Annotated in this window: 23 protein-coding genes and 1 pseudogene; 2 read left to right on the top strand and 22 right to left on the bottom strand. The window is 40.1% G+C overall.

Going from position 1 to position 25,306, the window contains the following annotated elements:
* Positions 1–7: 7 nt before the first annotated feature.
* The 20 genes and pseudogenes from yhbY to ykzS form a co-directional block, all read right to left on the bottom strand.
* Positions 8–322, bottom strand: a complete 315-nt coding sequence (gene yhbY / locus AC4PHI_RS11025) for a ribosome assembly RNA-binding protein YhbY (RefSeq protein WP_492199915.1) — start codon at positions 320–322, stop codon at positions 8–10.
* A 17-nt stretch (positions 323–339) separates the two neighbouring features.
* Positions 340–1,449, bottom strand: coding sequence for a ribosome biogenesis GTPase YqeH (yqeH, locus tag AC4PHI_RS11030; RefSeq protein WP_492199916.1), 1,110 nt, complete (start codon positions 1,447–1,449; stop codon positions 340–342).
* A complete protein-coding gene (locus tag AC4PHI_RS11035) occupies positions 1,446–1,973 on the bottom strand; it encodes a YqeG family HAD IIIA-type phosphatase (protein ID WP_492201588.1) in 528 nt (175 codons plus the stop codon). The genes yqeH and AC4PHI_RS11035 overlap by 4 nt, the downstream gene beginning before the upstream one ends.
* 650 nt (positions 1,974–2,623) lie before the next feature.
* Positions 2,624–3,169: a hypothetical protein gene (locus AC4PHI_RS11040; protein WP_492199917.1), complete on the bottom strand. Its 546-nt coding sequence runs from the start codon at positions 3,167–3,169 to the stop codon at positions 2,624–2,626.
* Positions 3,170–4,035: 866 nt separating this feature from the next.
* A complete protein-coding gene (locus AC4PHI_RS11045) occupies positions 4,036–4,779 on the bottom strand; it encodes an amino acid ABC transporter ATP-binding protein (RefSeq protein WP_492199918.1) in 744 nt (247 codons plus the stop codon).
* A gap of 1 nt (position 4,780) precedes the next feature.
* Entirely contained in the window at positions 4,781–5,416 is a 636-nt protein-coding gene (locus tag AC4PHI_RS11050; protein ID WP_492199919.1) for an amino acid ABC transporter permease, read from the bottom strand.
* Positions 5,417–5,502: 86 nt separating this feature from the next.
* Positions 5,503–6,333 (bottom strand): ABC transporter substrate-binding protein, encoded by an 831-nt coding sequence (locus AC4PHI_RS11055; RefSeq protein WP_492199920.1) that lies wholly within the window; start codon positions 6,331–6,333, stop codon positions 5,503–5,505.
* Between the two features lie 761 nt (positions 6,334–7,094).
* The gene (gene yihA / locus AC4PHI_RS11060; protein WP_492201589.1) at positions 7,095–7,688 is read right to left on the bottom strand and encodes a ribosome biogenesis GTP-binding protein YihA/YsxC; all 594 of its coding nucleotides are present in this window, start codon (positions 7,686–7,688) and stop codon (positions 7,095–7,097) included.
* A 124-nt stretch (positions 7,689–7,812) separates the two neighbouring features.
* Complete coding sequence (clpX, locus tag AC4PHI_RS11065) at positions 7,813–9,063, bottom strand: ATP-dependent Clp protease ATP-binding subunit ClpX (protein ID WP_492199921.1); 1,251 nt, start codon at positions 9,061–9,063, stop codon at positions 7,813–7,815.
* A 136-nt stretch (positions 9,064–9,199) separates the two neighbouring features.
* On the bottom strand, positions 9,200–10,483 hold the full coding sequence (tig, locus tag AC4PHI_RS11070; protein ID WP_492199922.1) for a trigger factor: 1,284 nt from the start codon (positions 10,481–10,483) through the stop codon (positions 9,200–9,202).
* A 96-nt stretch (positions 10,484–10,579) separates the two neighbouring features.
* Entirely contained in the window at positions 10,580–11,536 is a 957-nt protein-coding gene (locus AC4PHI_RS11075; protein ID WP_492199923.1) for a hypothetical protein, read from the bottom strand.
* Positions 11,537–11,538: 2 nt separating this feature from the next.
* The gene (locus tag AC4PHI_RS11080) at positions 11,539–12,180 is read right to left on the bottom strand and encodes an RDD family protein (RefSeq protein WP_492199924.1); all 642 of its coding nucleotides are present in this window, start codon (positions 12,178–12,180) and stop codon (positions 11,539–11,541) included.
* A gap of 1 nt (position 12,181) precedes the next feature.
* Positions 12,182–13,195 (bottom strand): signal peptide peptidase SppA, encoded by a 1,014-nt coding sequence (sppA, locus tag AC4PHI_RS11085; RefSeq protein WP_492199925.1) that lies wholly within the window; start codon positions 13,193–13,195, stop codon positions 12,182–12,184.
* Between the two features lie 56 nt (positions 13,196–13,251).
* A complete protein-coding gene (locus AC4PHI_RS11090; RefSeq protein ID WP_492199926.1) occupies positions 13,252–13,485 on the bottom strand; it encodes a YkuJ family protein in 234 nt (77 codons plus the stop codon).
* A gap of 94 nt (positions 13,486–13,579) precedes the next feature.
* Positions 13,580–14,479, bottom strand: a pseudogene (locus tag AC4PHI_RS11095) (NAD(P)-dependent oxidoreductase); the annotation flags it as partial.
* 89 nt (positions 14,480–14,568) lie between these two features.
* On the bottom strand, positions 14,569–15,816 hold the full coding sequence (locus tag AC4PHI_RS11100) for a glycosyltransferase (protein WP_492199927.1): 1,248 nt from the start codon (positions 15,814–15,816) through the stop codon (positions 14,569–14,571).
* 30 nt (positions 15,817–15,846) lie between these two features.
* Complete coding sequence (locus AC4PHI_RS11105) at positions 15,847–16,893, bottom strand: LTA glycolipid anchor biosynthesis glycosyltransferase, IagA/BgsA family (RefSeq protein ID WP_492199928.1); 1,047 nt, start codon at positions 16,891–16,893, stop codon at positions 15,847–15,849.
* Positions 16,894–17,421: 528 nt separating this feature from the next.
* Complete coding sequence (gene ptsP / locus AC4PHI_RS11110) at positions 17,422–19,143, bottom strand: phosphoenolpyruvate--protein phosphotransferase (RefSeq protein ID WP_492199929.1); 1,722 nt, start codon at positions 19,141–19,143, stop codon at positions 17,422–17,424.
* A complete protein-coding gene (locus tag AC4PHI_RS11115) occupies positions 19,143–19,409 on the bottom strand; it encodes a phosphocarrier protein HPr (RefSeq protein ID WP_126809418.1) in 267 nt (88 codons plus the stop codon). The genes ptsP and AC4PHI_RS11115 overlap by 1 nt, the downstream gene beginning before the upstream one ends.
* Before the next feature lie 157 nt (positions 19,410–19,566).
* The gene (gene ykzS / locus AC4PHI_RS11120) at positions 19,567–19,755 is read right to left on the bottom strand and encodes a protein YkzS (RefSeq protein WP_492199930.1); all 189 of its coding nucleotides are present in this window, start codon (positions 19,753–19,755) and stop codon (positions 19,567–19,569) included.
* A 147-nt stretch (positions 19,756–19,902) separates the two neighbouring features.
* Between ykzS and AC4PHI_RS11125 the strand changes: the two genes are divergently transcribed.
* Together AC4PHI_RS11125 and AC4PHI_RS11130 are read left to right on the top strand one after the other, a co-directional pair.
* Positions 19,903–22,128, top strand: coding sequence for an ATP-dependent Clp protease ATP-binding subunit (locus tag AC4PHI_RS11125; RefSeq protein WP_492199931.1), 2,226 nt, complete (start codon positions 19,903–19,905; stop codon positions 22,126–22,128).
* Between the two features lie 212 nt (positions 22,129–22,340).
* Positions 22,341–22,634, top strand: coding sequence for a DUF1827 family protein (locus AC4PHI_RS11130; RefSeq protein ID WP_492199932.1), 294 nt, complete (start codon positions 22,341–22,343; stop codon positions 22,632–22,634).
* A gap of 187 nt (positions 22,635–22,821) precedes the next feature.
* On the opposite strand, the gene AC4PHI_RS11135 is transcribed toward AC4PHI_RS11130, so the two are convergent.
* Together AC4PHI_RS11135 and hflX are read right to left on the bottom strand one after the other, a co-directional pair.
* Entirely contained in the window at positions 22,822–24,078 is a 1,257-nt protein-coding gene (locus AC4PHI_RS11135) for a methionine gamma-lyase family protein (RefSeq protein ID WP_492199933.1), read from the bottom strand.
* Positions 24,075–25,304, bottom strand: a complete 1,230-nt coding sequence (gene hflX, locus AC4PHI_RS11140) for a GTPase HflX (protein ID WP_492199934.1) — start codon at positions 25,302–25,304, stop codon at positions 24,075–24,077. Before hflX ends, AC4PHI_RS11135 begins: the two co-directional genes overlap by 4 nt.
* Between the last annotated feature and the right edge of the window lie 2 nt (positions 25,305–25,306).

Raw genomic sequence — 25,306 nt, forward strand, 5'->3', positions numbered from 1 at the left:
CCCCGAATTATTTCATAGTTTTAACCATAGTGGAAAAATGTTGAAATTTTTCTTTTGATGACGGTTTATACAATACTAATACGCGGCCGATGATTTGAACGACATGACAATCAACTTTTTCTTCCAAAATCGCTGCTGCATCTTCCGCTACCTCATCCGTATTTTGTAATAGACTGACTTTTATTAATTCACGTTTCTCCAATGCCTCGCCGATTTGAGTCATCATCGCTTCATTTAAACCGCCCTTGCCGATTTGAAAAATCGGATTCAGATGGTGTGCCTGACTGCGTAAAAAACGTTTTTGCTTGCCTTTTAATTCCACTTAAAAAACCTCTTTTCTTAAATCAATGCTTTGCGTATGACGACTTCTACCCCTTCAGGTGCATAAGCTGCAATCACTGCTTTTTCTTGGACAGAAATCCAACCTAAACCGGAAAATACAATATCTGTATTTTTATCAACAGAAAATTCGCGGCGGGTAAGTTTAGGAAACTCCCCGACTTCATTTTGTTGCGGCGGACTCAACAAGCCCCCCACATGTTTTTTATAAAATTCATCTGCGCCATGAGCCTTTGTCCGGTGCACAGCCAATTCATTTGAAACATACACAGTCAAAGAGTTTTTCTCACCTTGAAGATAGTCCACTCTTGCCAGACCGCCTAAAAATAGTGTCTGTCCCGCATTCAGCTGATAAGTCTTAGGCTTGATTTCTTTGGAGGGACTGGTGATTTTCAAATCTTTTTTGCCAAGATAGTGAGCCATTTGATGTTGATGGATGATCCCCGGTGTATCGATCAAGAAATGTCCGTCATCCAAAGGTATCTCGATTTTATCCAGCGTCGTTCCGGGAAATTGGGAAGTAGTGATGACTTCCTGCAGACCGGCCGTTGCTTTGATGATGCCGTTAATAATCGTAGACTTGCCCACATTGGTCACACCTACCACATAGACATCTTTCCCGCGGCGATATTTTTCTATAATTTCCATCAGCATTTCCATGTCAGATGTTTTTTTACCGCTGAGCAGCACCACATCCACCGGTCTCAGCCCTGCCTCATGGGCACGCTCGCGCATCCACTGTGTCAATTTTCCTCGTTTCAATGACTTAGGCAGAATATCGACTTTATTCCCCACCAGCAGTACCGGATTATTTCCCACGAAACGATGCAAGCCGGGAATCAAACTGCCGTTGAAATCGAAAATATCAACTACATTCACGATCAAGGCATCCGTTTCAGAAATCGAATGCAGCAATCTCAAAAAATCGTCATCTGTTAAACTGATATCTTGTATATCATTATAGTGTCTTAAACGAAAACATCTTTGACAGTAAACTTCTCCTGTCTCTAAACCTTTTTCTAATGCCGACTTTGGCGTGTATCCTAACTTGTCCTTATCTGTCGTCTGGATAGTTGCCCCGCAGCCGATACATTTCAGTTGTTCATTCATTCCAAGTCACCTTTCCAAACCATTTCAGGATGTTTTTTCAGCAAATATTTCATGACGATTTTCTCCATCGCGCGATTGAGCTTTGTTTTCCAAGAATCAGTATTGACGATTGGTTTTACTAAAATGGAGCGGACACCTGCTGCATTAGCTGCCCGGATATCTGTCATGAGCTGATCTCCCACCATGACCACCTGCCCGGCCTCCATCCCTAACTTGTCGACTCCCCGGCGAATCCCCAAAGACAGAGGTTTCAAAGCACCGTGAATAAAATCCAAGTTGATTTTTTCGACCGCCTTTGACACTCTTGCCCGGTTATTGTTGGAAACGACAATCACTGGAATCCCGGCTTCATCCATTTGATCCATCCAATCATGAAACTCCTTTGTTCCCTTGGGATTATTCCAGGCAATCAATGTATTGTCCAAATCGGTTAAAATCCCTTTGATATTATGTTTTTTTAATTGATCAGGCGTTAACTGGTAAATCGCCTCAATCATCCATGTAGGTTTATATTTTGAAAACATATAGACTCCTTTCATCCATCTATCCTCACGGGACTGTTCTCATTTTCTAAAGTGGTTTGAATTGCACCCATCTAATTAATGAAATACAGCAATCTACAACAATCTGCTGTCCCGGATGAATGGTCTTCTAATAACAAAAACAGGCGTACTGTAATGGTACCCCCTTAGGCTCTTTATATTATAGCGTAAATTTCATTTATTTTCACTAAATAGTCTTTCTTTTTTTAATCCTGAATTTTTAACCAAAGTTGATGGAAAGATAACGGGGGACGAACGGTTATGGAGTAAAAAGATTATCTTACAAAGTAGTATTGAAAAAAGTAAACAAGTTGGCAGTTGATTTTTATCTGGAATTTCTCATTCGTGCAGCAATCAGATTTTTAAAATTTTTAGAAGACTTTTAATGTACGGAAAACCTTCTTTTTTTCTTGTTCTATCACCTTTGTTGAAAAAAAACCGTCTAATCGCTTCTCAGAAGATTAGATGGCAAGTTTGTGTCGAAGCATGTATCTTTTTTAACGGTTGTATATTTTCTCAGATTTAATTTCATTATAGTTCTAGAATTTGTCATCATGATGGTGCTTCTTTATTTCATGTTCAATATCTTTTTTTGAATTTTTTCACTTACCAAAATATTGATATTCAGAGTGCTATTGAATCAAAAGATTGAATGTATAGACTTCCTCTAAAACATAGTCATCTTCATTCTTATCAAACAAAGCCAGCTGCCAAACATGATCTCCTATTTTAAAATACTTTGGATTCTCGATTCGAGACCAGCTATTTAAGAAGTGTTTTTCAGCCCCAGCAGCGGGTTCATTATAAACCTCTTGTTTCTCACCATCTACATAAAATACAATCCATTTGTCACTGGGAAGGCTTCTAAAACATAAAAACGCTGATTCTATCGTAAAATGTGAAAATTTATTTTCTATTTCTACATCCTCGCCCTCTACCCAAGCTTCAGCATCTTCTAAAGAAATAAAAGCTGCAATCTTTTCCGAATTTTCTTCCCCCTCTATATGAATCTCCTCAGGGATGTCAGAAAAAACAGCTCCTATTTTCGTCCCCTGACTTTCCTTAGATTGACTAGAATCTATGGTGATGTCTTCTTGGGGTTTCTTTTTTTCAGCACCACATCCCCCGATCAAAAATGCCATAGCAACAAACACTAAAAAATATAACATTTTTTTCATAACCAACACTCCTTACACCCTCATTAATTTTTTAATCATTCCAATTCTGTCAATTTACCCTATAGTCAACTCCCTTCTTTTTGAATTCTCTACTATCTATCTGCTATTTGTTTTAAGTATTCCACCGGCAAGCTATCAATCAATTAATGTGGATAAAGACTTTCGAATTGACCAACTACAGACTCTTATTGAAAAATTTTCATTTTGGAGCTTCTAGATAAAACCATCCCGCAATGAACAATACCTGCAAACCCAATTAACTCTTCTTAGTAAGTGAATTCACTGCAACTTTTACTGGATTTAAACATAATTCCGGATTACTCTTAGCGATTACAGAAAATAGCAAAGACGTATCCGCAGAAAAAACGCTTTCATTTATACCACCTGTTTTCGTCAAAGCCTTTTATTTGAAAGCAGACAGACATTTTTTTCTTATACATATTATATATAATGATAAGTTATCTCCATTTTAAAATCAATATCATGTCTGTAAAATAAAAAATTTCAAATTCACTCAAAAATAAAAGCAACTCGTCTTTGAAAACGATACATTTCACAGAAAAATGCTCTTAAAGAGCTCCTCATTCATGATGTCTTAGTTATCTTTCGGCCTTATCACATTCATTTTCAAAATAATGATTATAAAACATTCGAAAATTGTAGTGAAATAGAAAGGCTCTCATCTAACAAATCTATGTCTGCATTGTTTATACACACACTTTAATAAACTACTATTTTTAAAAAAGGTCCGCCTGCTTCCCTGGCAGTAGTTATTCAAAAACATCTCTTAATTACGAAACAAAAAACGGCTGTCCGCAGTATTTTAACTGCTGAACAACCGCCTTTCCCCTTTTTTTGAATAAATCCTACTCCCCCATTGGAGTCAACACGCGGGAAAGAAAATTTCTGCTCCGTTCTGTTTTAGGAGAAGTAAACATTTCTTCCGGACGCCCTTCCTCAACGATAATACCTTCGTCCATAAAAATGACACGATCAGCCACATCTTTGGCAAATCCCATCTCGTGAGTTACGACGACCATGGACATGCCCTCTTCTGCCACAGACTTCATCACCTGCAATACCTCTCCTACCAACTCAGGGTCCAAGGCGCTGGTCGGCTCATCAAACAGCAAAATCTCCGGGTCCATCGCAAGTGCGCGGGCAATCGCTACACGTTGAAGTTGTCCTCCTGAAAGCTGACTTGGTTTTGCATGTTTTTTATCCCCCAAACCGACTCGTTCAAGCAATGCTTCCCCTTTTGCCATTGCTTCCTCTTTTTTCATTTTTTTCACATATAAGGGACCTTCGACGACATTTTCCAAAGCTGTCATGTGACTGAAAATATTAAACCTTTGAAAAACCATGCCTGCTTGCATCCGCAACTCGTGAAGTTTATTTTCTTCTACACGTTGACCTTTAAAAAAAACTTCTCCTTTTTCAAAAGTTTCCAAATGATTGATACAGCGCAATAACGTACTTTTACCAGAACCAGAAGGACCGAGAATGACCACCCGCTCTTTTTTCTCCATGGAAAAACTGATACCTTTGAGTACGGTGTTGTCACCAAAACTTTTATGGATATTTTTTAATTCAAGTATCGGAACAGTCATACTAACCCAACCTCCTTTGCAGCCAATTTGATAAAATCATACATAGAGAAGTCATGATTAAGTATAGAGCTGCGACAGTGATATAAACAGGAAAATAGTTAAAAGATGAATTTGCAATGACTTGACCTTCACGAGTCAATTCTGCAACAGTAATCACTGATAAAATTGAAGAATTTTTTATCGCTGAAATAAATTGATTCACCATAGGCAGCATACATTGCTTAGCTGCCTGAGGAGCAACGATTCGACGCATTTCCGTCCAGTATCTCATTCCCAGTGCACGGGCTGCCTCTCTTTCACCGTTGTCCACCCCGTGGATCCCGGAGCGGACAATTTCTGCAATGTATGAACCATTGTTTAAAGTCATCCCTAAAATCCCTGCAACAAAAGGTGTCATGATGATATTAAATTGGGACAAACCAAAATAAATGATAAATAATTGAACCATTAGAGGAGTCCCGCGAAAAACCCAAATGTAGAACCATGAGATACCTGATAAGACTTTATAATTTGAATCTCTCATCAACGCAATAAAAATCCCCAGTAACAATCCCAGCACTAATGAGAAAAAACTATATTCAAGGGTTAAAAGAGACCCGTTCAGTAAATTCGGCAGCCTGCTGATCACAATTTCCATAAATTATTTCTCCTTCAAAAAGTCCAGTACATACACATGAAATCTCTTAAAAATGATTGAGAATCCCAATGTGTTTTTATAGAACTTTACTCAATCCATTTTTTATATAATTTTTCATAAGTACCATCTTTTTTATACTCCTTAATCAAGTCATTGATGACTGTCATCAAATCCACATTTTCTTTTTTTACAGCTACCGAAAGATTTGCTTGGGTGAATGGTTCGGTGATGATTTCCTGATCTGGAAAAGTTTTGTTCAACTCCATCTGATTCAATAAATCATTGACAACCACATCTACTCTCCCTGCCTGCAAATCCATTGCATGCCCCACTGTTTCGTCATAACCCTTGGGGACAAATTTAATCTTATGTTCTTCCATGGCCTCCAATGCCACTTTTTCAGAAGTACCTCCTACTTTGTAACCTACTACTAAAGAATCACAATCTGCCAAAGAAGTGATATTTTTTGGGTTTCCCTTAGGTGCAACGAGCACCATACCTGTGCTCATGTAGGAATCAGACATCAAAACTTGCTCCCGCCGTTTCGGTGTGTCATACATTGCCGCAATCGCAATATCATAATCCCCTTTCTGAACTGAGGGAACGATGCTTTTAAAATCCATATCAGTTACTTCCAAATCAACTTCGAGTTTGTCGGCAATTAATTGAGCAAAATCAACATCAAAGCCGATAATTTCATTTGTCTTCTCGTCACGGAATTCAAAAGGTACATACGTTCCAGTAGCCAGCGTGAGCACTCCTCTTTTTTTTATCGCCTCCACTGCTGATGACGCTTCTTCCGATGAAGAATCCTCTTTTTTTGAATCTTTAGAAGCCCCGCTTTCACCGCAACCGCTCAGTAAAAAAAGCAGCATCAGTAAAAAACAGCTCACAAAAACAAACCTTATCTTTCCCATTTATTCCCCTCCTATTTAATTTCTGATGAGTTTAACATTCCTAAAATATTTTCGAAACCTTCTAATACATAATCCCCCGATTATTAAAACGTTTATATCTCCATTGACTTCCGTCATTAAAAATAATGAAAACGCTTTAATAACTCACATGTTAACAATCGGCTTTTAGTAAGTCAAGAAGAAAATAAAAAAATTTTTAGTGATAATTATTTTTATTGCGTATATTATACTCCCAATCCCCTTAAGAAACGCTTTACAAAAAAATTAAAGATAAAAAAATGTCACAAATTGTTAAATATTGAATTTTAAAAATTATCTTTAAATGAAAATATCTAAAAATTCATTATTGGCAAAATTTTGGATGTGAGCCTGAACTTCTTCCATTTATAATTCAAAATCATATTTTCCAAAAAAATCAGCCCCCAAAAAGTTAAGTCAATAATCTAACTTTTTGGGGGCTTCTAACTTTTATTTATTTAGATTTTAAAAATGAAACTACCATTTAAAGCACGCTCAAATTGTATTTTCGACCTAAGAAATCAAAAACAGGCTACAAATGACCTACAAACAGCTTGCCAAAAATAAAATCACAATGATAAAATCATGCTTTTATTAAACTATCTTTCTCGGCATATAAATAAAACCGCTATCCAAGTGATAGGTTTAATTATTGCCTTTTCCTATCAGTAATAAAATTTGTCATTGTCGAGTTCATAATTTTTCTTAAAAACATTAAAATTTTTACTACGCTAACAAATATCCTAATCTTCCAATCCCAGATACCCTTCGATCAATTCCCACGCAGTTTCTTTTCCGTGCTTGGTTTCCGAAGAAAATAAAATAAATTTATCTTCTTTCTGAAAATTCAAACCTTTCTTCACTAAAGCTTCCTGCTTGTTCCACTTCCCGCGCGGAATCTTATCCATTTTCGTAGCGACCACGATTGTTGGCAGGCCATAATAGTTTAAAAATTCATACATTTGCTGGTCTTCTTTACTTGGGGCATGTCTGCCATCCACTACGATAATCGCGGCTCGAAGATTTTCCCGTTGAGTAAAATAGGTTTCTAACATGGGACCCCACTTGGCTTTTTCTGCTTTCGAAACTTTGGCGTAGCCATAACCGGGCACGTCCACAAAGTAGAACTTGTTTTCTATCAAATAAAAATTTAAGGTTTGGGTCTTCCCGGGTTTGCTTGACGTACGGGCTAAATTTTTTCGATTGATTAACGTATTGATAAAAGATGATTTTCCTACATTGGAGCGCCCTGCTAAAGCAATTTCCGGCAAGCCGTCCTCAGGATACTGACTTGGCGACACAGCGCTGATGATAAACTCTGCTTGATTGACATTCATATTCGACACCTCTTCAATTTCAATATGGTAACACAAATCAAACCAGCTGCCTAGTAAAAGATAGTAAACCAAATTTCTAAGCCTTCCCATAAAAAAAGTGCGATTTTCCATCGCACTTTTATCTCTATCCTACTTTTTTGCCGTTTTCTAAAATCAACATCGGATTGCTCTTATTTTCCACAGTTTCTTTTGTCACGATAACTTTCTTAATATCATCTCTATGAGGGATTTCAAACATGATATCCATCATCACCGTTTCAATAATCGAGCGCAACCCCCGCGCACCTGTGTTTCTTTCGATTGCCTGATTGGCTATAGCCTTCAGCGCATCCTCTTGAACTTCCAATACTGTGTCATCCAATTCCAATAATTTTTTATATTGTTTGATCAAAGCATTCTTCGGTTCTGTCAAGATACGGACCAAATCATTTTCAGTCAGTTTTTCCAGAGCGGCTGTCACCGGCAAACGGCCGATGAATTCCGGTATCAAACCGAACTTCAACAAATCTTCCGGGATAATTGCCTGCATCATGCTCTGGTCTTCATCAATTTTAGTTGAAGTTTTACCAAAGCCGATGATTTTTTCACCTAGACGTTCTTTTACAATCGTATCGATGCCATCAAAAGCACCACCGACGATAAATAAAATATTCGTCGTATCGATTTGAATGAACTCTTGTTGCGGATGTTTCCGTCCTCCTTGAGGGGGAACACTGGCCACAGTACCTTCTAAAATTTTCAGCAAAGCCTGTTGGACGCCCTCACCTGAAACATCACGAGTGATAGAAACATTTTCGCTTTTACGTGCAATCTTATCAATTTCATCGATATAGATAATCCCTTTTTCTGCCCGTTCCACATTGAAATCTGCAGCTTGAAGCAATTTCAGCAAGATGTTTTCTACATCTTCCCCGACATAGCCTGCTTCGGTCAGACTAGTTGCGTCCGCAATGGCAAACGGCACATTCAATGTCCGTGCCAGCGTTTGAGCAAGAAAAGTCTTCCCTGACCCTGTGGGACCAATCAAGCAAATATTACTTTTTTGCAACTCCACTTCATCTTCTTCATGAGCTTCCATATTGCTGACCCGTTTATAATGATTGTAAACCGCCACGGATAAGACTTTTTTGGCTCTTTCCTGACCGATTACATATTCGTCTAGAACAGATAAAATCTCATTCGGTTTAGGCACATCCAGGAACTCCTGAGCCGCCGTTTCATGGAACTCTTCATCTATAATATCTTTGCATAATTCGATACATTCATTACAAATATAGACTCCGGGACCAGCTACGATTTTACGTACTTCGTCTTGAGACTTGCCGCAAAATGAGCAACGTACTGTACCGTTACCATCCATTGAATCATCATACATTTTTTCTGGCCTCCCTTTTCCTTACATTTTCTGAAACAAGTTTATCACAAATGGTCCAATAAAGATACTAAACACATCCAAACAAGAAAAGAGCAAAGGAGACCCCCTCTACTCTTTCTCGCATAAACATATCCGACTAAACTTCTTTTGCTGTATCAGTGATTGTACTTAAAGCTTTTTTCAACGTGATATCATGCTTCAGCATATCTTCCGACAAAGCATTGCGGACAGCTTCCACTTCCATGCCGTAGCTCTCAGCCAAGCTGGAAATTTCTTCATTGATGTCTTCTTCAGTGACTTCGAAATCTTCTGCCGCAGCAATCGCCTCCACAACTAAGCTGGTTTTCACACGCTTGTCAGCATCTACTTCATACTGTTGGTGCAAGTCTGCTTCAGTCGTACCAGTAATTTGGTAATAGACTTCTGGAGAGATTCCTTGACGTTTCATGTTTGCAAAAAATTCATCCATTGCACGATGCACTTCATCATGAACCATGACTTCAGGCAACTCGACAACTTCTGCATTAGCTACCGCTTGTTCGATTGCAAGCTCTTCTACTTTATCTTTGGCAGCTTTTTCTTTTGCTTCTTCCAAATTCTTACGGATTTTTTCTTTATATTCTGCAAATGTTTCAACTTCTTCATCTGCATCTTTCGCAAAATCATCATCCAGTTCCGGCAATTCTTTTGCCTTGACTTCATGGACGATTACTTCAAAGACTGCATCGGCACCAGCCAAGTCTTCTGAATGATATTCTTCCGGGAATGTAACCTTCACTTCCATTTGATCGCCAGCTTTTGCTCCTACCAGCTGATCTTCAAAACCAGGGATGAATGAATTAGAACCTAACTCTAGGGAATGGTTTTCAGCTGTGCCGCCATCAAATGCTACACCATCTTTCATTCCTTTATAGTCAATGACCACAGTGTCGCCAAGAACTGCTTCCTCGTCTTCTTTCAAGACAAGCTCAGCTAAGGATTCACGTGTTTTTTCAATCGCTTCATCTACTTCTGCTTCTGTCACTTCTCGGTCTTGTTTTTCGACTGTCAGATCTTTATAGTCGCCTAGTTTAACTTCCGGTTTTACTGTCACTTCGGCTGTAATCACCCAAGCACCTTGGCCGTCCATTTTTTCCACGTCGATTTTCGGTTGAGAAACCGGATCGATTCCTGCTTCTTCGATGGCTGCTTCATAAGCTTTTGGCAGTAAAACATTCAAAGTGTCTTCATACAGTGCAGCTTCACCATACATACGATTAAACACAGTGCGTGAGATTTTTCCTTTACGGAACCCCGGTACACTTAGATTTTTTTTCACTTTATTAAATGTTCTTGTCAATTCTGGTTGAATCACATCTTGAGCGATTTCAAATGTTAAGACACCATCATTTGTGCCTTTTTTTTCCCATTTGGCTGTCATTTATCTATTCCCTCCACTATCAATATAGTCATTTACATACTTTACAATAGTACTACAAATGCCGGTAAATGTAAATGAAATAAGAAGTATATTCCCTTATCCCCCGGCAAAACTTTCGTCCAAAGATTTTTTTAATTTTTCCAATAACAGGTTTTCTGCTTGTCTTTCGCTTTTCGGCAGCCAGTCTAAAGACACCGCCAAAATCTCTTGATAAGGTGCCAAACAAGCTTGTACCCAACGCTCTTCATTTTTTATCCAGCGGTCGGCAAACGGGTATAAACAATTAAAGTACAATTGCTGTTCCCGCAACAATTGAGCCAGCTGCTCGTCCGCCGTTTCCGTCAACAATGATTTCATAAACTTTATCACTTTGAGAAACATTTGCTGTTCTCGTGCCAGTGGCAGTGTTGAGGGTACAACTTGGTATTGCTTGCCTTCAAAGTCAAGTATCTGCACTTCTTGATCAACTTTCAGATAAACTAATTTTTCTAAAAGCAAGGTCCGCAACAGCAATGGATAGCGGGTATCCGCCAAGATTTTTTTAGTTAATCGCAGATAATCCGCCAATGGCAGAGTCTCCAGTTCCGTTAAAAACCGATTGAGCTCATAAGTTTTCGGCTGTATGCTGCTCAACTCTTCGATTTTATCAGCCAGCTGGCGGCTTTGATAAGCTGAGAGAAAACCTTCAATTTCTTCTACCCGCTGTTCGAAGGCCGAGATTTTTTCATTATCTTTTAAATAATGTGCTGCAAGCATACGGCAAGTGATTAATTGCTGAGCCCCCAACAATAATTCCAGATAGATGTTAAGCAGTCGGCCATCCAGCAGATAATCTTGACGTTTTTCATTGGCGATTCCCAGGGCTTCTTGGTAACGGTTCTCTTGAGTCAGAGCCTTCACCAGCCATTCATTAGCCGCTAAACTATCTTTTTCATCATAAGCCACCTCAAAATGACTGATGGCTTCCGACGTTTTTCCGTCCTGTAAAAAACTTTTCCCTAAACGCAAGTGTCCTTCAAAGTTTTGCGGAAAATCCAGCAAGTCCTTACTCATTTTTATGCCTCTAAACCTTGATAAGCTTTGATGATATTGATACTGACCACACTGGTATCTGAAAACATATCGCCAATGTGTTGTTTCTTAGGCGAAAAAGCAGCCACCAGATAACCAAGCATAAAGAGCCCTTTTTGCAGGATGATTCGGCAAACCCCCTCACGGATAAGTACCGTTGTCCAGCTTAATTTTTCTTCATTGAAACAAACAACTTTTAAACCAAAAATCATTTTCCCGATAGTCTGTCCATTGGTAAACTTTGTCATGAGGATAAAATACCCTAAATAACAAACCAGTGCCCCCACAAGATACAATCGGCTGTCAGCAGACAAAGCCAAAATTTTTCCGAGAAAAACAGTCCTTATGCACAAAATCATCAATAGATCCACTAAAAAAGCGAAGAATCGTATCCAAAAGCCGGCATAAAAATAATTTGGAAACTGGTAATAGTTATTTGATTTTTGGGGCTTTTTACCTAGCAGCGAAAAATGTTCCGGTGTATCATCTGTCTCCTGAAAATCAAAAGATGTTTTCTGTTTTTTCGACTTTTCGTTCATAGCATCATCTGTGAATTCGGCACGGCTGTTTTCTTCTCCGGTATCTTTTTCCGGAATTTCCTGCCAATCATCTGAATGATTATTCATCCTACTCACCTCCATAAAGATACATCATTTGAGGTGCGTCTGCCGTCTCCATTTGTTGCAAGAGCTCGGCTTGAGTCGTCGCTTTTTTGCTTTGCAACACATCTTGCTTCGTAAAAATATTTAGAAAAGGAAAGTTTTTAGAGAAATATCCTTTGTCCAACTCATATTCAAACACTTGTGCATCTTGCAGTTGGTAATCTTCTTGGAGTGCTGTCAGAGCCTCCTCCGGAAAACCAATCTCGTCTATGAGCCCATTTTCCAAAGCTTGAGAACCGTCATAAATTCTGCCGTCAGCAATCTCACGGACGATTTTTTCGTCCATCCCGCGGCCGTCAGAAACGATTTTTACAAAGCGGTCATAAGAATTATTAATCATTGATTGAAGCACTTCCCGGTCTTTCTCTGTCCATTTGCGTGTAGATGACCCCACATCTTTCATCTCACCGCTTTTGACAGTGGTGTCTTCTACGCCCAATTCATCCAAGAAATCCGCGAAGTTCAACCCAGACATAATCACACCGATCGAGCCAGTCATTGTCTCTTCCGTTGCAAAAATCTTGTCGGCACTGGCAGAAACATAGTAGCCTCCGCTGGCAGCCATACTCTTCATCGACACATAAAGTGGTATTTTACGCTCTGTTTGGATTTCTTTAATTAAACGAGCGATTTCCGCACTTTCATAGACACCTCCACCAGGTGAGTTCACTTCCAAGAAAACAGCCGACACATTTTGATCATTGTAAATCTCATTCAACGATTGAATAAAGAAATCATGATCATAGGATGCTTCACTAAAGATACTGCCAGACCCTTGAGAAGTGATTGCTCCGTCGATTGTCAATTTTGCGATTTTTTTACTGCTATTTCCTTCTTGAATAACATTTTCTACTAATCCATTCTGGGACAGCAGTGCTTCCAGATTTTGATCCTGTTTTTTTTGCCGACTTGGCATGCTGATTGTAAAAATAACTATTGCAGCCGCAATAGCAATGGCTACCCATCTTTTAGTGTTCATTTTTTCTCTCCCTTATAAATGATAAAGACCCAAGAGTTATCTTGAGTCCTTGTTTTCTATACATCTAACAAATCAAAAATTTCTATAGCAACAAAGTCAATGTCATCGAATTGGTAAATTTTTTGAGTGTCCGACTCAGTCAGTTCAAAGGTCTCAGTCGCTGCATCATAAGTGACTAAACACTTTTCAACGCCGTCTTTTTCAAATCGGCGCACTTGCACCTCATTATCTGTAGCTTCAGTCATAGCATCCAATCGTTTAAGTATGGCAACTAATTTTGAATTTTTCATTGGATCTGCCTCCTTTAGTTTCACTTCCTGTTACATTGTATCAAAAAGTGTTGACTGTTGCACCGATAATAGAAAATTTAATCTAAATTTCATCTTATTTTGTACTTGCCGGTTTCCCGTCTGCCCACCACAATTTGATTAGGGCTTGGGTCCCATCATTTTCCCAACCTTTGTCTGCTAATTTTTGGTACAGCTCTTTAGCTTTCTCAGTGGACGGTAGCGAAATCTCCATTCTTTCAGCTTCCTCAAGCGCAATTTTCAAATCCTTGACAAAATGTTTCACAAAAAAGCCGGGACTGTAATCTTCTTTTAAAATTCTCGGTGCATAATTAGCCAAGGACCAGTTTGCTGCACTTCCTCCACCCACAGTTGCAATGATTTTTTCCAACTCCAAACCTGCCCTGTCAGCATAAACCAATAACTCTGTCATACCGGTCATTGTCCCGGCAATCATGATTTGATTGGCCATCTTGGCATGCTGGCCTTTTCCTGCCGTGCCCTGATGATTAATAGTATTTCCAAAAACTTGAAAAAGCGGATATGTTTTTTCATAGGCCGATAAATCACCGCCGACCATAATTGTCAGCGTACCGTTCTTAGCTCCCAAATCTCCACCGGAAACCGGTGCATCCAAGCTGTCCGCCCCTAACTCTTTTGCAGAATGATAAATCTTCTCCGCTAAGGTCGGTGTGCTGGTAGTCATATCCACCAATATTTTATTTTTAACTTCTCCGCTAAAAACCCCTTGGTCACCGTAGTAGATTTCTTCCACATCGGCTGGATAACCTACCATGGAAAAAATTACATCGCTTTGATCTACAACATCCTTAGGCGTTTCCTGCCAAATCGCCCCTTCTTTTTGTAATTCTACGGTTTTAGCTTTCGTTCGATTGTATACATTCACTGAATACTCAGCATTGAGCAAGTGTTTCACGATTGCTGCTCCCATGACACCTGTTCCAATAAATCCCACTCTTTTAGTCACTGGCTCGGCCTCCCTAAATTTTCCTTTATTATATCATATAAAAAAACAGACATCATTCACTGCTGTCTCAAATCCGATCATGCAGAGAATCATATCTGTCATTTATTTTCATCCTTTGACCGCTTTACAAAAAAACTTTTAGGCGCCATAATCTTCAACTGGTGAGGCAAACTGATACTCGCTTTAATCTCAACCATAAGCAGATGGTATTTTTTAGCTATTTCATAAAAGCCCAACACATTTTCAGCAAAGCGCTCGCTGGATATTTCTATTATTTTGGCCTCATAAGTCTCCCGACGAAGGGGCTGCTGTTCACTGCAAAAATGAATCAATGCTTCTGGAAAGTCCTGATCCTCCCTGAAAGTCCTTCCCAACTCATCTGAAGATAATAATTGCTTTAAATAATCGTTCTCTTTTGCTACAACTTTTGTACCGGCGGCTAAAGCCTCAATGAAAGTCAACCCCTGAGATTCAGAAGAAGAAGCTGAAACAAAAAAGTCTGCCGTCTGATAAAAATCTCTCACTTTATCATTGGGGACTTCCCCAATGAATTTGACTGCGTGGTCCAGAGAAAGTGCTGCAACCAACTCTTCCAGCTTTTCCTTATACGGACCATTCCCCACGACCATCAATTTTGTTTCCGGCATCACTTCCAAAATTTTGGGCAGTCCCTTGATGATTCCTTGAATATTTTTCTCATAAGAAATCCGGCTCAGAGATAACAGCAACAAATCATTTTCGCCCATACTGATTTGCGCCCTGACATCAGTCTCAGGCAATAAAGTTTCTTTAGCATAAAACTTATTTACCTCGATGCCGGTGGGAATTACTCTTAAAGGTGCTCTGACGCCATATTCTTGCATTTTTTTAACGACTCGCTGACTTGGACAGATGATGCCGCTCAGCCCCCGTGAAAAAGCCAGCGTAGCTTGTTTCACATGACTGGGTCTTATCAGCTTCCCTTTGGCGATGTAGTGCAGGTATTCTTCATACATCGTATGATAAGTGTGCACGACCGGTATATTCAATTTTTTCCCGATATACTTCCCTAACCATCCTACGCCGAACTCCGTGTGTGTATGTATGATATCCAAATGATGGTGTTTCACCCACTCATAAGCATCACTCATACCGCTGATTAAAATGCGGCGTTCTTTAAATGAAATAAAGGGTATACTGGGCAATCGGACAATCATTGGATCTTCATCTATTGCTTGAGGATCCGTCGTCGTAAAGATAATTACTTCGTGTCCCAATTTCTCAAGTTCAATTTTTAAAGTTTTAATAGAAGTCGCCACACCACTCACTTGGGGAAAGTAAGTGTCTGTAAACAAGCCTATTTTCATGAATTCTCCTCCAAATCAACTCAACCCTAACTAACATTGATGTGCTGTTTTAGAGTTTTCCGAGATTATTTTTTCTTCCAACACAGATGTGTATATTTTTTTCAACTCTTCCCCGATTTTTTTCATGCTCCTGTTTTCTACTATTTCATAGGCGGCATGACACAAATCCGGCTTTTCCCCTTCTACGATTTGCTGTAAAAGTTCAGCAAACTCCTCATTATTGTTGCCCATATAACAATTAACGTCCTTCTCCAACCAGCCTTCATAGACCGGTATTTCCCGTACTAATAATTTTTGATGACTGGCGATTGCTTCCAAAACCACAATCCCCTCCGTCTCCTCATAAGATGGGAAAAAGAACAGGTCACTGCCTGAATAGGCGCCTTCGATAATTTCTCCTCTGATGTAGCCTGGAAACTCAACATTTTCCGGGTGATCCTCTTTGACAATTTTACGGATGTGGGCCGGTATCGACATCAAGGGTACATGTCCAAACCAGATAAAGCGGTATTCCGGAAATAATTTTGCGATGTCGATAAAATCTATAATTCCTTTTCGTTCGAAGAACAATCCCACACAAATGATTATTTTTTCCCCATCTTTGATATTAAAATAATTGCGAAAAGCTGTTTCTTTTTCCTCGCTTTTTTTGTACCTGTCCAAATCAATGCCATTAGAAACCGCTGAAATAGGAACTGTCAGGCCATAACTTTTTAAAAGTTCTTTGGAATAATCTGTCGGTGTTACCAAATGATCTGCTTGAGAATATAAACTGATCAAATATTTTTTTACCAATGGCGACAATTGATTGGAACCAACAAACGAGTTCCTGAAGTCTTCCTCTGTCGAATGGGCGTGATAAACGATTTTTTTTCCTGCTTTTTTGGCTTTCTGCACCATTGACCTGCTCTTCAATCCATAAGTATTGATATGTATCACATCATAATCAGTGCAATGATGGTCTGTCGTATAGTCGACACCGACTGCCGACAATGCTTTTTTTTGATGTTCCAAAGCCCGGCCGATGCCTGATTTCCCCAGTGCCTTCTCCCCTTCAAAGTATAACAGTACTTTCATAACACTTCTCCCGTCTACCAAATATTTTTTAAATTGAAACTATTTGGTTGTTAATTCCACTATAGCATAAAAAATCAATTCTAAAATCAAACTATAGTCTGAGAGTTGATACATAAAAATTATATCATACTCCTGTAGATTCTTACCATAAAGTCTACATGGCATCGAAAGAACAGTAATTAGCTGTTATTTGAAAAAGACAAACGTTGATATCACAACGTTCGTCTTAGCTATAAAAGTTATTTATACCGGCATTTTTTATAAACCGCCAGATATAATCCGAGTACGATAACCACATGTATCAGCAGGATAAATATCCTTACTAAAAAAACGAGGATGATTAGAATTGATGATATCATTTAACGAAGAGCAAAAAAAAATCAACATAGCAGGAACTGACAAACCACTGACAGCACTCCAGTTTGAAAAAAACAAAAAAACTACCTAAGCAACTCGCTCAGGTAGTTTTCTGACTTCGTTAATCTATTCGGTCTTAATCAACATTAGTTGACAACAAACCAATAAATTTTATTTTACGTATTCTTGCACTAGAGCAACAACTTCATCAGCAGTGTCACAATCATTGATCGCTTTATCAGCTAATTCAGCCATTTTGCTTGTGTCAAGACGTTTCATCAAGCTGCGTGTTTTCAATATGCTTGTGGCACTCATGGAGAACTCATCTAAACCTAGTCCCATCAATAATGGCACAGCTGTTTGATCTCCAGCCATCTCCCCGCACATACCGGCCCATTTGCCTTCTGCATGAGCAGAGTCAATGACATGTTTCAACAAACGCAGAATTGACGGGTTGTATGGTTGATACAAATAAGATACCCGTTCATTCATACGGTCTGCTGCCATTGTGTATTGGATAAGGTCGTTCGTCCCCACACTGAAAAAGTCAACTTCTTTAGCAAATTTATCAGCAATAACTGCCGCTGCTGGAATTTCGATCATGATACCCACTTGAATATCATCAGCCACTGCGACACCTTCGTCGATCAGTTTAGCTTTTTCTTCTCCCAAAATTGCTTTTGCACTGCGGAACTCCACTAAAGTTGCTACCATCGGGAACATGATGCGCAATTTTCCATAAACAGATGCTCTTAGTAAAGCACGCAACTGTGTTCTGAAAATATCATCTTCCACCAATGAAATCCGAAGCGCACGGTAACCTAGAAACGGGTTCATTTCGTGAGGCAATGGCAAGTAAGGCAATTCTTTATCCCCGCCAATATCCATCGTACGAACAACTACTGGTTTGCCGTTCATTCCTTCAAGCACTGCTTTATAGGCTTCAAACTGCGCATCTTCTGTTGGAAGTTCAGAAGAATCCATATAAAGAAATTCTGTCCGGTATAATCCGACACCTTCAGCACCGTTGTTGTTGACACCTTCTAAGTCTTTTGGCGTTCCGATGTTTGCAGCCAATTCTAAATGTTTGCCGTCTGCAGTAACTGTTGCTGCATCCTTCAATTTATCCCATTCAGCTTTTAGCTTTGCAAACTCTTCGCCGGTTTTCTTAACTTTTGCAATTTCATCTTCTGCAGGATGAACGATTACTTCTCCAGCTATGCCGTCCACAGCGAGCATGTCGCCGTCTTTTACCATCTTGGTAATCGACTTAGTCCCAACAATTGCCGGGATTTCTAAAGAACGGGCCATGATTGCCGAGTGAGAAGTTCTACCGCCGATGTTTGTGACAAATGCTTTAACGTATCGACGATCCAACTGAGCAGTATCACTCGGAGTCAGGTCGTGTGCAATCACAACGACTTCCTCATTAATCATCGAAGGGTTAGGCAATTTGACATTCAACAAGTGACTCAACACCCGTTTCGTCACGTCTTTGATATCCGCTGCACGTTCCTGCATGTAAGGATTGTCTTCCATTGCTTCAAACATGCCGATAAACATGTCTGTCACTTCTTTTAATGCAGACTCTGCGTTCACTTTGTTATCTGTGATATTGGACTCGATCGCACCTGTCATTTCAGGGTCGGAAAGAACCATTAAGTGAGCGTCAAAGACTTGAGCTTCTGCTTCTCCAAGAGTTTCAGCAGCTTTGTCACGAATTTTTTGAATTTCTTCTGTAGACGTTGCCAAAGCTTGTTCCAAACGAGCGATTTCTCCCTGGGAGTCCTCCACTATGCGTTTGTCAAAGGAAAGATCAGGTTCTATCAGTAAATACGCCTTTGCAATTGCAACGCCGTCGCTAGCAGCAATTCCTTTTAGCATCTCTGACATTATTCTGATAATCCTTCCTTCTTCATTGTATCGACAATACCAGCCATAGCTTCTGCTTCGTCAGCACCTTCAACAGAAATCGTTACGTCAGCTCCTTGACCAACGCCCAAGGACATTACTCCCATGATTGATTTCAAGTTAACTGATTTGCCTTTATACTCCAGATTGATATCTGAATTAAATTTGCTAGCAGTCTGTACTAGTAAAGTAGCTGGGCGAGCATGAATCCCTGTGTCTGCAATGATGTGAAAATCTTTTTTTTCCATAATTGATCCGTCTCCTTTAGATGAAGATATTTTTTTATTTTAGGGCTTATTTTTAAAAACGAGAAACATCGTGATACGAAAAAAAAAGCCCCCTCATTTGTTTAGATTACCATCTTTTATGCTTACTTACAACTTTTTTATTTATTTATCGATAGTTTCACCCGTTTTTGCACATTTGATATCTAACTTCTCCGCCCAACCCTGCTTCCCCCTCTATTTTTTTCCTTTCAGGGTGTGCCAGATAAGCATCGCGAAAAAGCATAAATTCTTCTTTTGATACGATTAATTCTGTGATTTCCCCCGTAATCAGCTGATTAATTTTCAGCGTATATGGATTTTCGAGCATTCCCACTCACCTTGCCTTAGCTATTATTTTTTCAACAATTAAAATGCCTATTTCTTGAAAGTTTACTATTTAATGATATAATACTATTAAAGGTCAGACAAGGTCAATATCCTGTTTGGCTATTCATTTTGAAGGATGTGAAAAAGAATGCTTTGTCAAAACTGTAAACAAAACGAAGCTACAATCCATTTTACTGTTTATAATGGTCATGAAACGCAAAAAGTTTACCTTTGCCAGAACTGCTACCGCGAATTGAACGCCAAATATAGAGGAACCATGAATCCAAATATGTCGAAAGATCCTTACGGGTTCAGTTCCATCGAGGATTGGTACCGCTCATTGTCTCAACAAGGGCAATCACCAAACCAGTTCGGACAGACCCCTCCTACTCAAAGCGGGCGCGGAGGTATGCCCCCACAAGGTCCCGGTCAGCAAAGAGGAGGTTCTTTGTTGGAAGAATACGGTGTGAATCTCACTGAGGAAGCAAGACAAGGCCGGATCGATCCTGTCATCGGAAGAGATAGCGAAATTACACGGGTCATTGAAATATTGAATAGAAGAACAAAGAATAATCCTGTTTTGATTGGAGAGGCCGGTGTAGGAAAAACTGCTGTAGTAGAAGGTCTCGCTCAAAAAATCGTCAATGGGGAAGTTCCGCAAAAACTTTTAGATAAGGAAGTCATCCAGCTGGACGTTGTTTCCCTTGTTCAAGGCACCGGCATTCGAGGTCAATTTGAAGAACGGATGCAAAAGCTCATGACAGAAGTTCAATCCAACAAGAAAATCATCTTGTTCATTGACGAAGTCCACGAAATCGTGGGAGCCGGCAGTGCTGGCGACGGAAGTATGGATGCAGGAAATATTTTGAAACCAGCATTGGCCCGTGGGGAATTACAAATGGTCAGCGCCACTACTCTGAACGAATACCGGGTCATTGAAAAAGATGCTGCTCTGGAACGCCGGCTGCAGCCTGTTCAAGTTGATGAACCCACACAGGAAGAAACCCTCGCCATTTTGAGAGGGATTCAAAAACGTTACGAAGACTATCATCATGTGACTTATACTGATGAAGCCATCGAAAGTGCAGTTTCTCTGTCCAGCCGTTATATTCAGGACCGCTTCTTGCCGGACAAAGCCATCGACTTGCTGGATGAGTCTGGTTCCAAGAAAAACTTGACGATTCAAGCTGTTGATCCTGAATTGTTGGAAACACGTTTAAAAAATGCGATTGAACAAAAAGAAATTGCTTCTAACGAAGAAGATTATGAAAAAGCGGCTTACTACCGTGACCAAATCGCCACTTTAGAAAAATTGAAAGACAATCAGGTCGCAGATAAAGACATGCCGGTGGTCACTGAAAAAGACATGGAAGCAATCGTTGAACAAAAAACTGGAATCCCAGTTGGAGATTTGAAAGCCAAGGAACAAAATCAATTGAAATACTTGGCTGACGAATTGCAAAAGAAGGTCATTGGCCAAGATGAAGCCATTGATAAAGTTGCCAAAGCAATCCGACGCAATCGGATTGGATTAAATAAGAAAAACCGCCCGATCGGGTCATTCTTATTTGTCGGACCAACAGGTGTAGGGAAAACGGAATTGGCAAGACAGTTGGCTTTTGAAATGTTTGGTTCCAGCGAAACAATGATTCGTTTGGATATGAGTGAATACATGGAAAAACACAGCGTCTCCAAACTGATAGGCTCCCCTCCCGGTTATGTAGGATACGAAGAGGCCGGACAGTTGACCGAAAAGGTGCGGCGCTCTCCATATAGTCTGGTTCTGCTGGACGAAATTGAAAAAGCTCACCCGGACGTGATGCATATGTTCCTGCAAATTCTCGAAGACGGACGTCTGACAGATGCTCAGGGTCGGACAGTCAGCTTCAAGGATACTCTAGTCATCATGACCAGTAATGCAGGTACAGGTACTACTGAGGCTAATGTGGGATTCGGTGCGATCCGAGAAGGAACGACTCAATCAGTGTTAGGACAATTAAGTAATTACTTCAAACCTGAATTTTTAAACCGTTTCGACGGAATCGTTGAATTCAAGCCGCTATCAAAAGAAAACTTGCTGAAAATCGTCGACTTGATGATAAATGAAGTCAATGAAATGCTGGAAGACCAAAAATTACATATCGAGGTGCCGGCAAATGTGAAAGAAAAGCTGGTTGATCTGGGATACAACCCTGAAATGGGGGCACGTCCACTTCGCCGTGTCATCCAAGAACAACTGGAAGATAATTTGGCCAGCTTCTATCTCGATCATCCGGGAACAACGGATTTTGAAGCTTACCTTGATGAAAATGGAACAATTAAAGTTCATGCGAAAGTAGCAGAAAAAATGGAAATGAAAGAGACTCAATCCTAGGATTGAGTCTTTTTTTGTCTCTCAAAAGAATAACAGTTTAAGTAAGCTGTTTCGAAAATAAACTGAATACTTAGCAAGATGGGACTTCCGCTGAAATAAACGGCGTTGTAAAACGAAAGTCTTTTTAGATACACTTACACTTTCTGTTTCATTTTTTTTAAAAAAGAGGTACAATTAAGGTAATAAATTATGCTCTGATGGGAGGTAAGAAGATGAAACTAATCGATGTCACCAACAGTTATCCCCAACTTGTCACCAGTCAACTGGAAAATACTGACAGTCATCTGGTAAGAGTTTATACTGTTGGAAAAACCAACGTAATATATAGTGAGGCGCCCACCCATAATGAAATTGTCATCCAAAATAAAAACCGCAAAGTCAAAGACAGTGAAATCACTTTTGTTTTAGACAAATTGCTCCCGAAACACCAAGGCATTTCCCAGTTGGATCACATTCGAACGAATCATCTCGTTGAGATTTCCATTCCTGTGGGGTCGGAAAGTTAACCTGCACTTATTCAAAGACTGAACCCAGTGAAAACATGACAACTTGTTCTCTAAAAAACAGTAAGCAAACATGAATTGTCTGCTCTGCTTGTTTGGGGAGCAATTGTTTACGTTACACATAATCACTGTTATCAGTCTTATTTTTTGATTTATTACTTCTTTCTTGTTTACATGAAACAAGATTTTTTTATTGCTCAAAAAAAACTTCCTGTACCGCATGGCTGACGGCAATCTTCACATGCTCGTAAGTCAATCCTCCCTGCACATACAAACGATACGGCGGACGAATTGGTCCATCCGAAGTCAATTCCAAGCTGCCTCCTTGAATAAAGGTGCCCGCAGCCATGATCACATCATCTTCGTATCCAGGCATATAAGCGGGGATTGGAGACACGTGTGCATCCACAGGAGAATATTTTTGAATAGCTTGGCAAAATTTCACCATTTTTTCTTGGTCTTCCAACTCGATCATCTGAATTAAGTCCGTCCGCTCATCAGACCATTTGGGAGTAGAATGGACATCGAACTCTTCCAGCAGGGCAGCAGTGAATATTGCTCCTTGAATAGCCTGACTGACTGCATGAGGGGCCAAGAAAAAGCCTTGGAACATCTCATGACCGCTATAGATCATCGCACCTGCTTCTTTCCCCACACCGGGTGTGGTCAGCCGATAAGCACATTTTTCGATCAGCTCTTTACGCCCCACGATGTAACCGCCAGTTTTGGCAATACCGCCCCCAGGATTTTTTATCAATGAGCCGGCCATCAAATCAACCCCTACCTCAGTTGGTTCAATAGTTTCCGCAAATTCACCGTAACAATTATCAACAAATATGATTGCTTTGGGAAAATGCCGATTGACAAAATCAACCATCTCCCGAATTTCTTCCACAGTGAATGAAGGTCGCTGATCGTAGCCCCGTGAACGCTGGATAGCCACGACTTTAGTCTTCTCAGAAACTGTTTCCAACACTCCGTCAAAGTCGACACTTCCGTTTTCCTTCAAATCCACCTCATTATAAGATATATCATATTCCTTGAAGGAACCGATACCGTCCCCGTTGATACCGATGACTTCAAGTAATGTGTCATAAGGGGTGCCGGTGATATACACCAACTCATCCCCTGGGCGCAACACTCCAAACAGGGCCGTAGCAATCGCGTGGGTGCCTGAAATGATTTGCGGCCTCACGATGCCGTCTTCTGCACCGAAAACATCGGCATACACAGCTTCTAAAACATCCCTTCCCATATCGTCATAACCATAACCAGTTGACATGGCAAAATGACTTTCTGAAACTTGATGACGTCTGAAGGCGGCTAACACTTTGGCCTGATTAGTCAAGGCGATTTCCTGAATCTCTTTTCTTTTCTCCTCTATTTTTTTTTCAGCCAATACTATTTTTTGGCGTAGTTCATCATTTAAAGATTGATTCCAACTCATTGATTATCTCCGATCCATTTAGAATGTTTTGGCGCATAGCCAGTGACCCGATACACTTCTTTCTGCTCATCAAACATTTGTGAAGTGACCAGGGTATGTTTGCCTAATTCATGAATTTTTTTCCCATCCTCCGGGCCAAAGGTTAATTGATACGGTGAAAATATTTTTTTCACTTCTTCAATGATGGCCTGCTCCAATACTTTTTCACTGTCCGGTTCAAGAGCTGACAGCTGACAATTTGGAAAAAGGGTAGGGGCAAATTCGTGGGAAGCGACCAAATCCATTTTATTATACACGGTCAGCACAGGAATGGTTTCCATCTCCAACTCCTGCAGCAGAGACATCACCGTTTTTTCCTGAAGATGCCGGTCAGCCGAACTGGCATCCACCACATGAAGCAGCAAATCCATGACGCGGCTTTCTTCAAGGGTCGACTGAAAAGCCTCGATTAGCTGGGTAGGCAGATCCTGAATAAAACCTACCGTATCGGTCAAAGTAACTTCCATCGTCTGATTGATTTTCCAGCGCTTGGTCAATGGATCCAACGTGGCAAACAGCTCATCTTGGGAATAAGCTTCTGCATCAGTCAAGTTATTTAAAATTGTTGATTTACCGGCATTAGTATAACCAATCAATCCGATTTGAAAAACGTTAGCTGATTGACGTTTTTGCCGGCTGCGCTCCCGGTGAGCGGTCACTTCTTTTAAATCACGTTTGATTCCAGTGATTTTCCGTCGAATATGGCGCCGGTCCGTTTCCAACTGAGTTTCTCCGGGACCCCGTGTACCGATCCCGCCGCCTAGCCGTGAAAGTTCCAGCCCTTTTCCTACCAGACGAGGCAGTATATAATTCAGTTGTGCCAACTCCACCTGTAGTTGCCCTTCCTTTGAGCGGGCTCTCATAGCAAAAATATCTAAAATCAACTGTACTCTGTCAATGACTCGCAAATCAAGTTTTTCTTGAATCGTGATGCCTTGCCTTGGTGTTAATTCTTGATTAAACACCACTAAATCTACTTCATGGGCATCCACTAATTGTTTTAATTCAGCCATTTTACCTTGCCCGATGATTGTTCTCGAATCTACTTTAGGCCGTTTTTGAACAAGTTCAGCCACCACTTCTCCACGGGCCGTCTCCACTAAATTTTTTAATTCCTGCATGGATTCATGGAAAAATTCAAAATTTTCAGGAGTTTCAACACCAACCACTAAAACTCTTTCTTTCATCT

This window comes from Vagococcus sp. QWL-13 (assembly GCF_058683555.1).

Bases quoted from the DNA above. Each gene is read 5' to 3' on its own strand.
- yqeH (WP_492199916.1), bottom strand. From the start codon at position 1,449: ATGAATGAACAACTGAAATGTATCGGCTGCGGGGCAACTATCCAGACG.
- AC4PHI_RS11035 (WP_492201588.1), bottom strand. From the start codon at position 1,973: ATGTTTTCAAAATATAAACCTACATGGATGATTGAGGCGATTTACCAG.
- AC4PHI_RS11040 (WP_492199917.1), bottom strand. From the start codon at position 3,169: ATGAAAAAAATGTTATATTTTTTAGTGTTTGTTGCTATGGCATTTTTG.
- AC4PHI_RS11045 (WP_492199918.1), bottom strand. From the start codon at position 4,779: ATGACTGTTCCGATACTTGAATTAAAAAATATCCATAAAAGTTTTGGT.
- AC4PHI_RS11050 (WP_492199919.1), bottom strand. From the start codon at position 5,416: ATGGAAATTGTGATCAGCAGGCTGCCGAATTTACTGAACGGGTCTCTT.
- AC4PHI_RS11055 (WP_492199920.1), bottom strand. From the start codon at position 6,333: ATGGGAAAGATAAGGTTTGTTTTTGTGAGCTGTTTTTTACTGATGCTG.
- yihA (WP_492201589.1), bottom strand. From the start codon at position 7,688: ATGAATGTCAATCAAGCAGAGTTTATCATCAGCGCTGTGTCGCCAAGT.
- clpX (WP_492199921.1), bottom strand. From the start codon at position 9,063: ATGTATGATGATTCAATGGATGGTAACGGTACAGTACGTTGCTCATTT.
- tig (WP_492199922.1), bottom strand. From the start codon at position 10,483: ATGACAGCCAAATGGGAAAAAAAAGGCACAAATGATGGTGTCTTAACA.
- AC4PHI_RS11075 (WP_492199923.1), bottom strand. From the start codon at position 11,536: ATGAGTAAGGACTTGCTGGATTTTCCGCAAAACTTTGAAGGACACTTG.
- AC4PHI_RS11080 (WP_492199924.1), bottom strand. From the start codon at position 12,180: ATGAATAATCATTCAGATGATTGGCAGGAAATTCCGGAAAAAGATACC.
- sppA (WP_492199925.1), bottom strand. From the start codon at position 13,195: ATGAACACTAAAAGATGGGTAGCCATTGCTATTGCGGCTGCAATAGTT.
- AC4PHI_RS11090 (WP_492199926.1), bottom strand. From the start codon at position 13,485: ATGAAAAATTCAAAATTAGTTGCCATACTTAAACGATTGGATGCTATG.
- AC4PHI_RS11100 (WP_492199927.1), bottom strand. From the start codon at position 15,816: ATGAAAATAGGCTTGTTTACAGACACTTACTTTCCCCAAGTGAGTGGT.
- AC4PHI_RS11105 (WP_492199928.1), bottom strand. From the start codon at position 16,893: ATGAAAGTACTGTTATACTTTGAAGGGGAGAAGGCACTGGGGAAATCA.
- ptsP (WP_492199929.1), bottom strand. From the start codon at position 19,143: ATGTCAGAGATGCTAAAAGGAATTGCTGCTAGCGACGGCGTTGCAATT.
- AC4PHI_RS11115 (WP_126809418.1), bottom strand. From the start codon at position 19,409: ATGGAAAAAAAAGATTTTCACATCATTGCAGACACAGGGATTCATGCT.
- ykzS (WP_492199930.1), bottom strand. From the start codon at position 19,755: ATGCTCGAAAATCCATATACGCTGAAAATTAATCAGCTGATTACGGGG.
- AC4PHI_RS11125 (WP_492199931.1), top strand. From the start codon at position 19,903: ATGCTTTGTCAAAACTGTAAACAAAACGAAGCTACAATCCATTTTACT.
- AC4PHI_RS11130 (WP_492199932.1), top strand. From the start codon at position 22,341: ATGAAACTAATCGATGTCACCAACAGTTATCCCCAACTTGTCACCAGT.
- AC4PHI_RS11135 (WP_492199933.1), bottom strand. From the start codon at position 24,078: ATGAGTTGGAATCAATCTTTAAATGATGAACTACGCCAAAAAATAGTA.
- hflX (WP_492199934.1), bottom strand. From the start codon at position 25,304: ATGAAAGAAAGAGTTTTAGTGGTTGGTGTTGAAACTCCTGAAAATTTT.